Here is a 15,783-nt window from a genome sequence, read left to right as displayed (position 1 = left end):
CTTCTTTCTAAGTCGTTAAACTACAATGCGCACCCTTCTGCGCTTCCAGTAAACTTCGATAAAGCTTACTTTCCACGCAGAAGTTTGCCTATTGTTTTTAACGTTGCTGAAAGGAATACTTCATTTTACAGGCAAAGGATAGTGACCCTAAGCATAAATGGCCTGCTCAATATCAAATAAATACAACACTTTCTCATACACTTGTATGTGTAAAATAGACTCAAGTGCCTCGCTATAAACACGTAGTTGCACCCCATAGCGACCTAAAAGTTCCTTCGATAACGCCGGCTCCTCTGCAAATTGCCGCCCAATGCGGTCGGTTTTATAATCAAGTAATATCCAGTTACCGTAGACATCCTCAAACAAGCAATCGACAATCCCTTGCACAATTTGAGCGTCGCCATCCTCATCCACGCGGCTTATCGTAAATGGCATTTCTCTTCGAATTTGCTTGGCATTTTTAAAACGTTGTCCAATATCGGTTGTAAAGAAACGGTAAATTTTCTCACACGGAACAATCTTGCTCTCTGCCTCGGTTAGCAGTTGTTTTACCACTAACTCAGTGACAAATTGCTCCACTTCTTGTACTGTGCTAAAGCCACATTGTGGTACATGTTGCATGACCGTATGAATGGCTGTCCCCATTTCCGCACCTGTAAGCTGCTTATCCTGTAAAAAGGTTGGTCGTGGGGCAATCGTAGCCTTGTTCTTTTTAGGAGCGGTAAAATAGTATTCTGGCTCCTCTAGACGTTGTAAGCTTTCTAGACGTTTAATTTCACTAACAGATGTTTTCGAACGCTTCTGTGTCGATTTTTGGTATGCATATTGGGCTTGGAAGCGAGCTGTAATTTCTGCAAGTAGAGCTGTGTCCTCTGGCGTTGTGAACATCTGTTGCACGTCTTCATCTAACGCTTGCGTTTCATACATAAAATGATGTGTTGAAATGGCTCTTACCCACCAATGCGAGAGATCTTGTCTTGCTTTATACGAAGAATTTGTAATAGCTGCAAAATCAGCATGTCTCGCAACAGCTGGCCCAACCCAGTCAAAATAACTATTTGCACGCGCGCGTAAATAATCTTGCAAAGGAGCATCCACAGGCAAGTTTTGCGCGTCCTGCCAGGAATCAAGTGTTTTATCCCAATTTTTTACGGAGCCAATTAAAATAAGTCGTTCCTTTGCACGCGTCATTGCTACGTACAACACCCGCATTTCTTCGGCTCTCATCTCAAGCTCCTTTTTCTCCTTCATCGCTAGAAATGGCAAAGAAGTATAGGTAATCCGATTTTCAGGGTCAATTGCTTTAACTGCAAGCCCATAATCTTGGTCAAATAAATACGGATTGTGGAAGTCCATTTTGTTAAAAGGTCGTCCCATTCCTGCAACAAAAACAACTGGGTACTCTAAACCTTTGGATGAGTGAATTGTTACCAGTCTCACTACATCGTCTTTTTCACCAATCGACTTTGCTGTTCCTAAATCATCGCCACGCGTGCGCATTCTATCGATAAAGCGTAAAAAGCGGAACAGCCCTCGAAACGCCGTCTTTTCATACATTAATGCTCGATCATGTAAAATGCGTAAATTTGCCTGTCGTTGTTTACCATTCGGCATGGCACCAACCATTTCATAATAATGTGTATCCAAGTAAATTTTCCAAATTAAATCCGACAAAGAGCCACGACGTGCTAAATCTCGCCAGTTTTCAAATGCCAACATAAAACGTTGAAGCTTCTCAAATGTTTCGGATTGCACACCATGTCCTTCACTGCGTATAAATTGCCTTAATGCATCATAAAACGGTGTTTTAGTATCTGCTAAACGAATTTTTGCGAGCTCGTTTTCTGTTAAGCCAACAAACGGTGCACGTAATACAGAAGCTAATGGTATATCTTGATATGGATTATCGACAACTTTTAGTGTGTTCAGCATAATCATCACTTCTAAGGCATCGAAATAACCTTTAGATGACTCTGCATAAAGAGGAATGCCTGCCAACTTAAATTCCTCTACCAAATCTGTAGACCACGTCATAGAGCGCATTAAAATGACAATATCACTGTATTTTAAAGGACGTTCTGTTGCCGTTTTCGTATCGTATACCGTTGTTCCCTCTTCCATCAATTGTCGAATGCGATCAATTATAAAACGTGCCTCATATTGTGATTTCTTCAGTTCCTCAAGCTCCGATGCTTCACTTACACTTTCTTCTATTTCTTCATCCGCTGCCTGTTCCTCTGGCGGATGTAAAATCACGAGCTCAACAGGTACCTCTTTAGCATCATACGGCGCTGCTGGCTTCAATGAAGCATTGTCATCATAGTGTATTTCACCGACACGTTCATCCATAATTTGTGCAAACACAAAGTTGGTTGCGTTTAAAACTTCACTACGACTACGGAAATTGGCATTCAAATCGATGCGCATCCCCGTCGTATCAGGATTTTCTACAAACTCCCCATACTTTCGCATAAAAAGTTTGGGTTCCGCTAAACGGAAGCGATAGATACTTTGTTTTACGTCACCAACCATAAAAAGGTTGCCATCGTGCTCATCGCCTAGCTTGACCAATTGTAAAATGGTTTCTTGTAGCATATTCGATATGGATAGGTAAGCCTTTGAAATCATCTCCAGCTTTTCCCCCCATTCACACCGTACGTGAGGGTTTCCCCTCATACGGCGTTCCATCAATTATGAATCTTTAAACTAATACTTTATTTCCAGCTTTAACACGAAGTTTATTTACTTTGTCCAAACTTTGTTTTGTTAACTCTAACATTTGAAGGTATAATATTTTCTCTACGAATAATCAATTCATACAGATTTTTAAAGCGTTTGTTCATTTGACTTGCTTTGTAAAGGTCATCTAAGGTTAGTTTCATGTCGTAATTCATTGTTTCGTAAGGACTGTCGTTTTAAAACTTTCTTGTTTGCTGTTTCAGTCAATACTCTCACCACTTTAGTACTTCTTTTGGCGATTGCATTTCTTTTAGTCATACGAGAACCTGATAGTATAAAGTAATGTTTTAGTTATTCATAAATTGACTAATGGCTATCCCTCAACCGCTTATTATCACGGCTTCACTGGTACTGTGCCATCACTTTCACTGTGCTTAAAATGAGGTTATACTATAGACGCTTTCCCTCATACCGCTTCAACGAGTGCAATCTCTCCACGTAGCCAGCTTACCACGTTCCAAGAAATCATATCTGTACATATAATACTTTTAGGTCATTCCTCTAACCCTGTTAGCTGGATAGTGCCTGTAACACTATAAGGTGTTTCATAAAGACAAATTTTACTCCACCTCACTAACCCAACAATAAGTTGGTGTACCCTTTCGAATACCTATACCTCTAGAGCCGTACATTCGGAATTTCGTCAGTAGGAAGTTTTGTTCCCTACATTCTAACCATGAGTATTTTTATAGAACCCCAGTCTATCCATCCCACAGAGTACCTCTATCCCGCTTTCCTTCTTTCGATTAGGAGGATGTTCAACTGACTTCACCGAGCTTATAACATCATCACGATTGCACGCGACAATGCTATTCGGAGGATTAGGTCGAGCCTTTCAGAGCGTTACCTCATCATTAGACTCATCTGATTTCTTAGTTCTCCTAGCGAAATGATGCTAGTGGCTAATCTTTTCAATTAGCAACGTGTCGCACTATCTTGGTATTCATCCACCAGCACTTCTTTAAAACGTCTTTGTAAATCGAACGCAACAGGCGATGGTTGTAATTCTCCCTCTACCTCTTCCGTTAAGATTTGCAGGGCATAATGCTCTAAGTCGGAGAAATCGATAATACCTCGCTCTAATTTGGCAAGACGGAATTGCTGGCTAAAAATAGACGTCAAGTCAACTAATGTTGCAATCGTTGGCGCCATCAATCTAATTTCTTCCAGCAAACGTGCAGGTGTACGAACAAAATAAGTATCTTTCAACTTATTCATTATTTTTTTAGCAGCCTCACGCTTTTTCTTCGCTAGCTCTTGAAGCTCCACATCGACTAAAGCATCCTTGGATACCCGTTTTAATGTCGACCACTTGACTGTTGAAAAATAATCAAATAGCTGTTGCCATGTGCCCTCTTGACTGATACGAATCCCTTCCTGAATCATTGCAAAATCAATTTCAGCGGTTTCAGCATATGGAGCCGGTCCATCTGGCTGAAGCGTTATCGCACGCATTTCAGAAATAAGAACGAATGCTTCTTCAAGGCTATGTTTTACAGTTAACTTCACATATTTAGATAAATCTAAATCGTCTATTGTCACATCGTCCGCTAGCTGATAGGTTTCTGGTAAGCTCGTTAACCATTTTTGTGGTTCAGCATGGACACGCGACGTATCATAAAGCTTACTTATTAATGTTTCAATCGCTTGATCATCACGATCTGATGTAAAACTATCGACAAGTTGATAGATTGCATGAATTCGCGCTTCGTCATCTGTATCATAGGCAGATTCTAGCACGTCAGCTAATATATCATCTCGGAGCAAGGCGATTTCTGCCTCATTAGCAATTCGGAAACCTGGGTCTATATCGAGCAAATAAGCATACTGCTTAACAATCGCTAAACAAAAGGAATGCAATGTCGAAATTTGCGCTTTATTGACTAGGCTTAACTGACGTCGCAAATGGCTCGACGTCGGATTTGCTGCAATTGCTTTTTCAAGCGCCTCTGCCATACGATGACGCATTTCAGCTGCGGAAGCATTCGTAAACGTTACGACAAGAAGTTCATCCACATTCATTGGATTTTCTGTTGCCACAACCTTTTCAATCATGCGATTAATCAGGACCGCCGTTTTACCAGAGCCTGCAGCTGCTGAAACAAGCGTATCTTGCCCACTTGCATAAATCGCTTTCCACTGATCATCAGTCCAAGTGACATTCGCTGGCTTGACAGGTATTTGCTGCATCATGTTAGTTCATCTCCTTGCGAATTTTTTCGACAACTTCTACTGGCTTTACTTGCTGTAGCTGACGATAACTTTGTTTGCCATCAGATGGGTCAAATTGGCATACTGCTGCAAATTGACAGTAATCACACGCTGTTTTTGCTTTTAGCTTATAAGGGCTTATAGCCGTATCCCCTGCTAAAATGCCGTTGCCAGCCTCTTGATGCTTACGGCGGACAAAATGCTGGAGATTTTTCATATCATTAACGGGCACGATGCGTGATTGTGATTCAGAAGGGGTACCATCCTTTTTCATATAAACTGGAATAATTTGCGAATGCCCGCTCGCTTCCTCTAGCTGCTCATCCATCGAGTAAATAGCCTCAGGATTTTCAGTTAAAAGTCCCTTCATTTTGTATTGCTTTAAGCGATCTTCTTCAATCTCACTGTCACTCAAGTCCTTATCCAGTTTTAACATCGGATTATGGACATGGACATAAAGCACACCAGCAGGCTCTGCATCGCCAGATAACCAATAGGATGCATTCTCCATCGCTACATCTAAATATGTTAGCACCTGCAATGATAGGCCATGATACACTTCATTTAAATCTAAGTCACGAGCAGACGATTTATAATCGACTATTCGTAAATACGAGCGATCATCAATCGATGCACTATCCACACGGTCAATACGACCGCGCATGTACATTTTTTTGCCACCTTGCAAATCAATTTCCAATGGCGGTAGCTGTTCATGCTGCCCTGGTCCGAATGATGCTTCAATAGCAATTGGTTTAAAGTGTGACACATTGGCATGCTGTGTCAGTGCCATCATCGTGCGCTCTACAATGCGAATCAGCTTACGTTGAATATAACGATAACGTGCACTAGATAATAAAATTTGGTGAGAGAAAACGGGCACAATTTGCTCTACTGCCTGTCGTGCAAGTTGTTGAATTTGCTGTTTTGATAAACGAATCCACGACAGTTGTAAACGGTGCGTCTCTTCGGTAATCCATTTCAATGCTTCATGGAACAAATCACCCATTGCAAATGTCTCTAAACGATATTCTGCTCGTTCCTCTAAACGAAGCCCATACGTCGTGAAGTGAGAAAACGGACAACGGAAGTATTTTTCTATACGTGACACACTTGAAGTGAGCTTGCGACCATATAATTCTTGTGTAATATAACCTTCTAGCGGTTCTGCCTCATTTTTATGTGTCATTGGATGCATCAGGCGACGTAAAATTAATGCCCAGTATGGATCTTGTTCATAATATTTTTGTAAAGCAACCCATTCTGGTGCAAGTTCACGACTATGCTCCGCTTGCCTTAATTGCAGCATTAAATGAGCTAACGCTGTACGAGGATGGCGAATATAAGGCAATACATTATCATCAAGTAATTCTATCGGATCAATGACAACACGCTCGACGTTTACCCCACTTAAAAGACCTGCCGTTTTTTCATTTCCTATAATTTTCTTTATATATAACGAGGATATTAAAGCTTTCCCCTCTTCATCTGCCGTCGGATAAGTCAAATAGAGCTTGTCAGATGGTGTAGTTATGGCACGATACAATAAATAGTTTTCCTGTAATAGCCGATTTTTAGATGTCGGTGCTAATTCATAGCCAATATGCGTAAACCATTCACGTTCTACATCAGACAAAAGACCTTCATAATCCAGACGTGTAGGATAGACGCCATCGTTCATTCCTAGAACAAAGGCAACTTTTATGTGCGATAGGCGCGCTAAATCGACCGTTGCCACCATCACTTCATCTAAAGTTGGAGGAATACGAGCGAATTCTAATGTATCAAAACCTTCATCTAAAATCTTTGCCGCTTCCTGTACCGACATTTCTTGCTCACCAAACATGTAAACAAACTGATCGAGTACGGCGATCCATTCTTTCCACGCTTGATCATGCTCACTTGCGGCTAACGCCTCTCCTCTATCCAATTCACGATCTTTCATGATTTGAAGCTTGTCATATACTTGCACTTCTTCTACTAGCTCAAATAACGCTGTTGCCACATCTCTACCCGTTTTGGCCAGTATAAGCTTGTCCTGTAACGCTTTTAATGGTGTGCGAATTTCGTCGCGAATGGCCTCAATTTCTGTCTGCATCGCACGTTCTTCGTCTGTTTGCACACGAGAATGGAATTCAAGCCCCCGATATTTCTTATAAAACCAACGAGCTTCGTCAAACCAACGCTCTCCGTAAATTCCTTGCGCTAAACAGTAATTTTCTAGACGGTCGGCCCGTTCACGCCAAACACTGTTTTCAGCATGTAACGGGAAAAATAAATCAGTTTTCACACTTCTGAAAAGCGGTTCATATTTCCAATTTGAAATAACAACTTCCAATGCAGATCGACTAAATTCAATTAACGGGTGGTGAAGCATCGTTTTTTTTGTATTCACAAAAATAGGAATGTCGTATTGCTGGAAAATTGTTGAAATTAGTGGATCGTATACATCTGCTTGTCTATACAGCAACACTATATCTTGGTAACGATAGCCCTCCTGCCTAGTCAGCTTCGTTATTTCCCGGGCAATGGCATGGATTTCAGCCCGACGATTTGAGGCTTCAAAAACTTTCACATCACCTGTGGATTTTTCTGTTTGGGGCACTATATCCGCAAATGTTGCTTCTACATGCTGTAAGTCTTTTGACTGAAATCGATGGGTTTTGATAAAATGCAACGGTGCTTCGACTTCAATGCCATTGTCATATGCTATATCATGCAAGCGTTGACTTGTAGTGGCCGCTTCATTGAATAATGCCTGCTCATCCTTGGCTTCTTCCATATGATCATACGGTAGTACAACCGTTACTTGCTTCGTCACCTTTAGTAATTCTTTTACAAGCTCTAGCTCTCTTACAGTAAAGGCAGTAAAGCCATCTATATAAATTGTTGCCTGTTTCATCGTCTCAGAAAATTTTAAGTGCTCGGTTAAAATCGGGTAATAGCCTTCACTATCGACATAAGTTGTACCGAGCCGAGCTTCTAATGCTTGTAAAACAATGTATAAATCATTGATTTTCGCCTGTAGTGTATGAGGTGCATCAATCGCCTTTAAAGAAGCAGTTACATCACCTAAAACCGAACTGTTCACGCTATAACGGCTAAATTCGCGTAACAACGTTTCAATTTCCTCTGTAAAGCCACGCTTACCAGCTGCTTGTCGAAATAACGAAAAATCACTCTTCTGCTCTTCTAGCAATTTTCGAATAAGCATTCGATAACCATAGCCATTTACTTCTTGGCGAGCAATACCCCCTGTTTCTTGAAGTACAAGCCAAGCTAAGCGTTTAAACGTCATCACTTGTGCACGTATGAGCCCGTGCAAGCCATGTCTATTTGTCAGTTCATATTCAGTTGAATAAGACATTTGGTCAGGGACAATGATAAAAATAGGGTGACCTAATGGATCGGTATTTAATTGTTCGACTATTTCTCTATGAATATAAGCCGATTTTCCGGTACCTGCACGTCCTGATACAATTCGTAATGTCATTCACGCTTCCCCCTTTTCATTAAAAAATTAAATTCTAGCTTCAGAAACTTGCAGTGAGCGTTTCCCCTAGTAATCGCCAATATAAAACGACTAAAGAAATGAAATAAAAAGACCCTCCTACCATTTTACATGATACAAGGGACCGCATGTGCAGATTCAGCCTAGAAGATTATTCATTTTTCGTCATTTTTCGCACACGTTTCAAATCTCTTTCTACACGAGCATTCAATCGCTTCTCCATTAGCTTGCCAATCCACCATAGTAAGACGATAGCTACTCCCGCACTAATTAGTCTTACCGGACTCGTGATAAGCGATTTTAAATCATAGCCCAATACACTCATACCAAAAATCATGACGAATTTTCCGGCTAATAAAACAATTAGATAGTATTTTTTATGAATATGTGATAAGCCCGCTACTATATTCACGATTACAGAAGGCGTAAACGGAAAGCATAGTAAGACAAACAATGGGCTAATACCATTCATATCCACCCATTTAATAAACTTTTGTACCTTTTTACTACCTGTTACAAAACGGAGCTTCGGATGCTTTCCAAAGTGACGGACAAGCAAAAAAACAGCATATGAACCAGCTACTGAACCTAACCACGATAACAAAAACCCTATCCATAACCCAAATGCACTCGCATTCGCCACGACGAACACAACCAATGGTAAAAAAGGTAAAAACGCTTCTAAAAAGGGTAGTAATATCCCCATTATTGGTCCAAGTGTTCGATATTGTGCCGCAATATGTTCCATATTTTCTACAGTAAACCATTCATTCACTAGTGCCACCTCTATTTATATTGCAAGATTACATGTAAAACCGTAAGTTCTTCTGATATATTTTGATATTCATGTGCTTGATGTCCCGAAAATACCAATGTTTCCCCTTCGGTTATCGTTTCATGCATAACCCCAGCCGAAATAACAGCTTGTCCATGAATCACTGTTACCGTTTCTTCTACCCCTTCTGTATGGGCTTCACTCCTACTCCTTGCACCAGGCTCCATTTCCACTTTATAAAATTCCCAACCTCGTTCAGGATCATAAGGAATAATGGAATAGACCCGATAACGCCCTTCGTCTTCATCGACATGTGGTGCATTTTTACTGCTAAATTTCATAAAATGGGCAATCGGCGGCTGTAAAAGTGATGAAAAAGAGATGCGTAAACCTGCGGCTATTTTCCAAATCGTTGAAACAGTAGGATTTGCTTCACCTTTTTCAATTTGGGCAAGCTGTGCCTTACTAACCCCCGTTGCTTTCGCTACATCATCTAAACTTACACTGCGTTGTTGCCGTATTTTCTTTAATTGGAAAGCTAAATTTCGACTCATTTGTTCCATTACGACTCACCATTTCCTGTTGTTTATTTTATCAGACATATGTATACTTTAATAAACATGTGTGAATGTTCTAACTATTCTATTTTAAGTATACATGGAAACTTTTTTGAAAGGATGACCTTTTTATGACAAGCACAACAGATCTTCATAATGAACCAACAACTGCTTCCGAAGATAGCTTTATACAAGGAGTTAAAGATTGTGTACCTACTTTACTCGGTTATATTAGTATAGGACTGGCATTCGGGGTTGTAGGTTCCGCTTCTGGCCTATCTTTAGTAGAAATTGCATTACTAACAATACTCGTTTATGCAGGCTCTGCACAATTTATTTTTTGTGCACTCTTGTTAACAAGCAGTCCTACCTCTGCTATCATTGTAACCATTTTTGTCGTAAATCTACGTCACTTATTAATGAGTTTAACATTAGCTCCACATTTTACGCGCTATTCGATGCTTCGGAATGTTGGATTCGGTACATTATTAACAGACGAAACGTTTGGTGTGGCCGTAACCAAACAAATGCAAAACGGTAAATTATATGGTCGTTGGATGGATGGTCTAAATATAACAGCGTATGCATTTTGGATTTTATCTTGTATTGCAGGTGCCTTTCTAGGACAATGGGTGGCTAATCCTGAAAAGTGGGGCTTAGACTTTGCACTAATTGCCATGTTTATTGCTCTACTTGTGCTACAACTTGGTAGCGTGGGCAAACATAAAATTATGCATTACCTGATGTTAATTGGCTATATGGTTGTCATGATGTATGGCTTATCATACGTCGTTCCTTCGCATCTAGCAGTGCTTCTTGCCACTGTTATCGTCGCAACGATTGGGGTGGTGACAGACAAATGACGACAACAGCTTCGATGGTGTGGCTAATCATTGGTTGTGCACTAGTGACTTGGTTACCACGCATTATTCCATTTATGTTCGTACGTAGTGTGAAACTACCAGATGTTGTTTTAAAATGGCTAAGCTTCATTCCTGTTTGTATTCTCAGTGCGCTTGTTATTGAAAATTTATTGGATACTGAAAGTAAAAATTTCGTTACATTGGATTGGCCTGTCTTTATTACATTTGTGCCTACCCTTATCATTGCACTTGTCACAAAAAGCTTATCGATTACAGTTGTAGCAGGTGTTATTATCATGGCCTCCGTCAGATTCTTCATGTAAAATGTTTGCCTTTTCACTATAAAAACCCGCTTAGACGCTTGCGAAAATAGCACAAGATGTAAGACGAAACCACCCTCTTTAGGAAAGTTACGTCTTACACAGTGCCCGCAAAATCGGAGCGGATTTTAATAGTGAAGGCAGCAACACATCCCTCCTTATTTTTTGTGCATTTTGCTCGCTAGCCAAAAGCCAAGCGTTAACGAAAAAGCATCAACAACAAAAATAATAGGCGGGGAAGTATAACCTGCATATACTGAAGCGGCAATAAGTGCAATAGCCAAACTTAACGCTACATAGCGGTTATACGTAATACGAGTAAACAATAACACGAGTAATGCTGGTAAAAATAATGCTAGCATCATTTTCCCATATAAATCGATCATAGTTCTTTCGGCTCCGCCAACAATAAACCAATTCGATAATGGTCATTGCTGTAAATAACATGCTGCGTTAGGCGAATTTCATTATTACGATCTAACACCTCTAAACGGCAATGTGCAGCATTTAATTGTAAAGCTTCATATAACTCAACTTCTGTCGTAATCGTGCGTCCGTTTACTTTACGAATACATTCCCCTGCAAGTAAGCCCATTTTTTCTGCTGGTGAATCAGGCAGCACAGCAGCGATTACCGCACCCTTAGTGCTTGGTGCAACCGCATATGACTCTGTTTTATCTTGCCAAGCATAATAAACTGCAATAATAATCCGAATCAATACTCCTAACGCTAACGTTATTAAACCAATTAACGGTTCAAAATATGATGCAAGTCCACCTATTACAATCAGCTGTCCTAACAATAAGACAGAGCGCCCTATTTTCGGCAACTGAACAACAGGCAATTCTTTCCTTAACAATTTTGAAAATCCAATAACGACTGGGAATAATACGAGTGCAAAGTGACTATCGCCCAATGTAAATTGCGGCCAATAAGGCAATGCTGATGGAATACTATTACCTGGTATGATAAAAAATATAGGTAACACCCAAACATTCCTTGTGCGATATACGATAGCTTGCATTCCGCGCTTCGTATTTTCGATTCTAGGCGTTATCACTTGTTTAGCAGTACGACGAATTAACATCCCTTCCACTATTACACTTAGACCTGTTAAAATCGTAATTGTCACAATAGCCCCTTCTAATAAATCAATGCCTTCCAACGAGATCTTCCACCAGGAGAACGACCAGTTGTACTGGTACATTGCCCATAATGCTAACGTTGCCATTGCCATTGTGTAAATGGGTGACAATACATTGATGAAAAATAACAAGAGACCAAGGAAAGTTATAGCGGTTAAAATCAATAAGTATGCTTTGGGTACTGTCAGCCCGACACCAAGACTTATAAGTGAAATGACTAAGGTGTAAGGCCATCCTCGTTTCCATTGCCCTATCAGCTCGGTCCAACCCCAAATAATACGTCTGTTAAAAAATTTACGCTCTTGCTTTACACGTCTATACCCTAAAAAGATAGCAACTACTATTGCAATATAAACTACTGGGTTCAGTAAAAAGCGGCCAATCGCTGTTACAATTTCTATTAATATATTACTAACCATACGAACACCCGCCGTTTCTATCATGAATACTATGCATTCATTGTATCAAACGACTACTGTCTTGCGTAGTAGTAACTGGTCGAAAGCTTGGTATTTCCCATCATTTTTATTAGTTTGAGTATTTCTATTGTTCGATATTGTGCAGCAGGAAGCTCGTCGCCATTTGGAATTGTAAGTCATTTTGGCGATCTTCTTTATAAGCCTTTAACGTGCCATTTAAACTATTGAAAAAGGTAGAATCGACATACATATCATTATCAGGCTGCGCTAATTTTTGTTGCTCGCGATAGAGTTTTACTGCCTCTTGTGTAGTCTCATCTAAGTAACCATCTAATCGGTCAATCTGATAACCTAGCTTTTGCAAGGCTTTTTGCGTATAAGCAATTTCTTCGCTCATATCGCCTACTTTGAATTGTCCTGTTAACGGATGCAATTGGAATGCAAATAATTCATTTTGTTCAATCACTAATCCAGCTTCAATTCCTTTCCCATGGATCCATTCACGTTTTGGCGTCAGCCATTTATTTGTTGATAGTTTCAGTTCTCCCCCATTGGCTAGAGACCAAGATTCCTGTACTGTGCCCTTACCAAAGCTTTTAACGCCGACAATGGAAGCACGATTCCAGCCCTTTAACGCACCACTAAGCACTTCACTGGCAGATGCACTTCCGCCATTTTGAATAATGACAATCGGAATTTTATTCATCGTACTTAAATATTTTTCATCAAAGCTTTTCGATTCAGTTTTTAATGGTTCCATGGCACCCTCTGCATTTTGCATATAAGCAAATACTTTGCCATTTTCCAATAGTGTACTTAGTAGCGCTGCGACGCTATGTAAATAGCCTCCAGGATTATCACGAACATCAACAACAAGCCCTTCTATATCTTTGCGTAGTAATTTACTCGTTTCTGTCACCCATTCATTTGCTGTCTTCTCTCCAAATAACGAGATTTGAATATAGCCGATTGGCGTATCCTCAATCTTGACTACCTCACTCGTTACTGTTTTATTGGAAATCGCAGCCCGTTCCATCGTCATTTTAATATGTTTATCCTCGCTAGGACGATAGACAACAATTGTAATCTTTGTTCCTTTTTCTCCTTGAATCAAATGCATTAATTCACTCATTGTTTTGCCATCTACTTTTACCCCATCAACTTGTACAATTTCATCAAGAGAGCGCATCCCAGCCTTTTCTGCTGGCGACGAACGAACAGGTGATACGACAATGAACTTTCCTTTGTTTTCTGTCAATTCAATACCAATACCAACACGTTCTTCTGCTAGCATTTGTCGATGTTGCTCGGCTTCTTCCTTCGTGTAATAAGTACTATACGGGTCCTTAATAGCATCAGCCATACCGCGCAGAGCCCCTTCTACTAATTCTTCTTTTTTAGTACTATACACAGATTTTTTTTCGATTAATTGTAATGCTTCATTAATCGAATCAACCTCAGTCACTTGCACTTTTTTCTCTGCTCCATCTCCATCAAACCAGTCAAAATAAAATCCACTACCTATCAATAAACTGCTGACAAGTACGCCGACTCCTGCCGTAATTTTGCGCAAACCTTCCCTCCTCTGTCTCTTTACTGTATGAATTATATTTTTCAAACATACAAAATAATGTTTTGGTTTTCAGAATTGTTTAGGTGTCTGGCACCCAAACAATTAGAAAACACGAAGATTTCTACGGTCACAACGTAAGCCGCAGAAGTCTTCGTGTATTTTACTTAGCTATTTTGAATAATCTTCTGACAAAATTCAGAATTGTTTGGGTGTCTGGCACGCACATACTTAATCTAATGCATTTACAGTGTTTTTTAACATTTCTAAATTCATCGGCCCCTCTATCGCTTGCTGAATGGTGCCCGTTGAATCAATAAAATACGTTGTAGGAATCGTAATGACTTGATATTCTGAACCAGCTGCATTTTCTGGGTCCAGTAAAATAGGAAATGTCAGTTCAAAGCCATCTCTAAACGTCATGACTGTATCAATTTTAGCATCGGCTGTGACATCTCGTTCAGCAGATGTTAAGTTGACAGCTAGTATTTCAACATTATCTTCCTTGGCATATTGGTCGTAATAATTTTGCATATGCGGCATTTCAGCTTTACAAGGTGGACACCATGTTGCCCAAAAATTGAGTACAACTTTTTTTCCACGTAATTCACTTAACGTCACTTCTTCACCATCTAAGTTTGTTAATGTGAAATCTGGCGGTATATCACCTTTATTTAATCCAACTGTCCGTTCTTCTACTTCTTTACCGAGGGATGCAGATTCAATTTCACGCTCTTTATCAATTTGCTGTTTAACATATGTACCAATCATCGCAGCTATTAACAACACGACCATAAGTAACCCAATATTTTTTTTCATTCTTTTCCTCCCATTCGTTGAATTCCTATACCTAATAGAAGTAGTAGGAAGCTTACCCCAACAGCCGGTTGCCAAAAGCCAAGTGGCTGTAATGCAGCTACGATACCATAGCCAACTGTAAACAGGAATAACGCTGTCTTAGTTGTTGGTACTTTCCATAATATGAAAATCGTTAGCACGCTTAGCACTACTAAAGTGATGAGTTCGCTTTGAAGTGGATTGTCATTCAATAATACCACGAACCATTGATAAATGGATTGCGTTAACATAATTGCCCAACCACACGCCATTATACCCTCATTATCAAATTGTAGCTGTTGACGCTTCCGCCAAAATTGTAACAGTATAGCAGCTACCCCTAATAGCACACCAACTGTTCCGCCATTAAAGTAAAGAAGTGCTAGCGGTTGATTAACGACAGATTGAAAGTCCGTAATAATAAGACTAAATTTCCAAACGAGTATAAAAGTAAAGATGGCATCCCCATATACCCCTGACCATATTTTCGGGAATTGTATTCGCAAAATAAGCCATACGATGAAAAACGCTAGTAATAAAGCGACAGCTGTTGCTGGTAATGTTAATGCACGAATTGAAAACCACTCAGTATTGATCACCTAAACAAATCCTCCATCAATATAGATTCTTTTAGAATAGCATAGATGCTTTTACGAAAACTGTTATTTCACACTGTGTTCAAAAAACTACTTATGGATAGATAGAATGCTAATTTTATTAGTACTTTATTTTAAAATACCCCATATCGTATTTTATTGCAATTAACAGATAAATTTCCGTCCACTTTTTTCGGACAAAGTTGACGCAAATAAAAAAGAGAGCCGCCTTAACATAAG

The 15,783-nt window shown here is 39.8% G+C and carries 10 protein-coding genes and 2 pseudogenes; 2 read left to right on the top strand and 10 right to left on the bottom strand.

What is annotated here, in order from left to right:
* Positions 1-147 precede the first annotated feature (147 nt).
* The 5 genes and pseudogenes from addA to C9J37_RS12210 all read right to left on the bottom strand — a co-directional run.
* Positions 148-2,601 (bottom strand): annotated as a pseudogene (gene addA / locus C9J37_RS12230) (helicase-exonuclease AddAB subunit AddA); the annotation flags it as partial.
* Between the two features lie 1,068 nt (positions 2,602-3,669).
* Positions 3,670-4,932 (bottom strand): annotated as a pseudogene (locus C9J37_RS12225) (UvrD-helicase domain-containing protein); the annotation flags it as partial.
* 1 nt (position 4,933) lies between these two features.
* Entirely contained in the window at positions 4,934-8,443 is a 3,510-nt protein-coding gene (gene addB / locus C9J37_RS12220) for a helicase-exonuclease AddAB subunit AddB (protein WP_107895568.1), read from the bottom strand.
* A gap of 169 nt (positions 8,444-8,612) precedes the next feature.
* Complete coding sequence (locus C9J37_RS12215; RefSeq protein ID WP_107895567.1) at positions 8,613-9,236, bottom strand: TVP38/TMEM64 family protein; 624 nt, start codon at positions 9,234-9,236, stop codon at positions 8,613-8,615.
* A gap of 11 nt (positions 9,237-9,247) precedes the next feature.
* A complete protein-coding gene (locus C9J37_RS12210; RefSeq protein ID WP_024362509.1) occupies positions 9,248-9,799 on the bottom strand; it encodes a type II toxin-antitoxin system RelB family anti-toxin in 552 nt (183 codons plus the stop codon).
* 125 nt (positions 9,800-9,924) lie between these two features.
* Here C9J37_RS12210 and C9J37_RS12205 point away from each other — a divergent pair, with 125 nt between their 5' ends.
* Both C9J37_RS12205 and C9J37_RS12200 read left to right on the top strand, forming a co-directional pair.
* Positions 9,925-10,656 (top strand): AzlC family ABC transporter permease, encoded by a 732-nt coding sequence (locus C9J37_RS12205; protein WP_107895566.1) that lies wholly within the window; start codon positions 9,925-9,927, stop codon positions 10,654-10,656.
* Positions 10,653-10,979, top strand: a complete 327-nt coding sequence (locus C9J37_RS12200) for a branched-chain amino acid transport AzlD family protein (protein ID WP_024362507.1) — start codon at positions 10,653-10,655, stop codon at positions 10,977-10,979. Before C9J37_RS12205 ends, C9J37_RS12200 begins: the two co-directional genes overlap by 4 nt.
* Positions 10,980-11,134: 155 nt before the next feature.
* Here C9J37_RS12200 and C9J37_RS12195 read toward each other — a convergent pair whose 3' ends face one another.
* From C9J37_RS12195 to C9J37_RS12175, 5 genes are all read right to left on the bottom strand, one after another.
* Positions 11,135-11,359: a DUF2198 family protein gene (locus C9J37_RS12195; protein ID WP_024362506.1), complete on the bottom strand. Its 225-nt coding sequence runs from the start codon at positions 11,357-11,359 to the stop codon at positions 11,135-11,137.
* Positions 11,359-12,540, bottom strand: coding sequence for a PDZ domain-containing protein (locus C9J37_RS12190; protein WP_107895616.1), 1,182 nt, complete (start codon positions 12,538-12,540; stop codon positions 11,359-11,361). Before C9J37_RS12190 ends, C9J37_RS12195 begins: the two co-directional genes overlap by 1 nt.
* A 124-nt stretch (positions 12,541-12,664) precedes the next feature.
* Positions 12,665-14,113 (bottom strand): S41 family peptidase, encoded by a 1,449-nt coding sequence (locus C9J37_RS12185; RefSeq protein WP_107895565.1) that lies wholly within the window; start codon positions 14,111-14,113, stop codon positions 12,665-12,667.
* 228 nt (positions 14,114-14,341) lie between these two features.
* Entirely contained in the window at positions 14,342-14,929 is a 588-nt protein-coding gene (locus C9J37_RS12180) for a peroxiredoxin family protein (protein WP_107895564.1), read from the bottom strand.
* Complete coding sequence (locus C9J37_RS12175; RefSeq protein WP_107895563.1) at positions 14,926-15,546, bottom strand: hypothetical protein; 621 nt, start codon at positions 15,544-15,546, stop codon at positions 14,926-14,928. The genes C9J37_RS12180 and C9J37_RS12175 overlap by 4 nt, the downstream gene beginning before the upstream one ends.
* Positions 15,547-15,783 lie beyond the last annotated feature (237 nt).

The organism is Lysinibacillus mangiferihumi, assembly GCF_003049665.1.
Taxonomy (GTDB): domain Bacteria; phylum Bacillota; class Bacilli; order Bacillales_A; family Planococcaceae; genus Lysinibacillus; species Lysinibacillus mangiferihumi.
This window is presented reverse-complemented; position numbering and strand designations above follow the sequence as displayed.

Coding starts and splice junctions, on each gene's coding strand:
- C9J37_RS12190 (WP_107895616.1), bottom strand. CDS start 12,540: ATGGTTAGTAATATATTAATAGAAATTGTAACAGCGATTGGCCGCTTT.
- C9J37_RS12180 (WP_107895564.1), bottom strand. CDS start 14,929: ATGAAAAAAAATATTGGGTTACTTATGGTCGTGTTGTTAATAGCTGCG.
- C9J37_RS12200 (WP_024362507.1), top strand. CDS start 10,653: ATGACGACAACAGCTTCGATGGTGTGGCTAATCATTGGTTGTGCACTA.
- addB (WP_107895568.1), bottom strand. CDS start 8,443: ATGACATTACGAATTGTATCAGGACGTGCAGGTACCGGAAAATCGGCT.
- C9J37_RS12210 (WP_024362509.1), bottom strand. CDS start 9,799: ATGGAACAAATGAGTCGAAATTTAGCTTTCCAATTAAAGAAAATACGG.
- C9J37_RS12205 (WP_107895566.1), top strand. CDS start 9,925: ATGACAAGCACAACAGATCTTCATAATGAACCAACAACTGCTTCCGAA.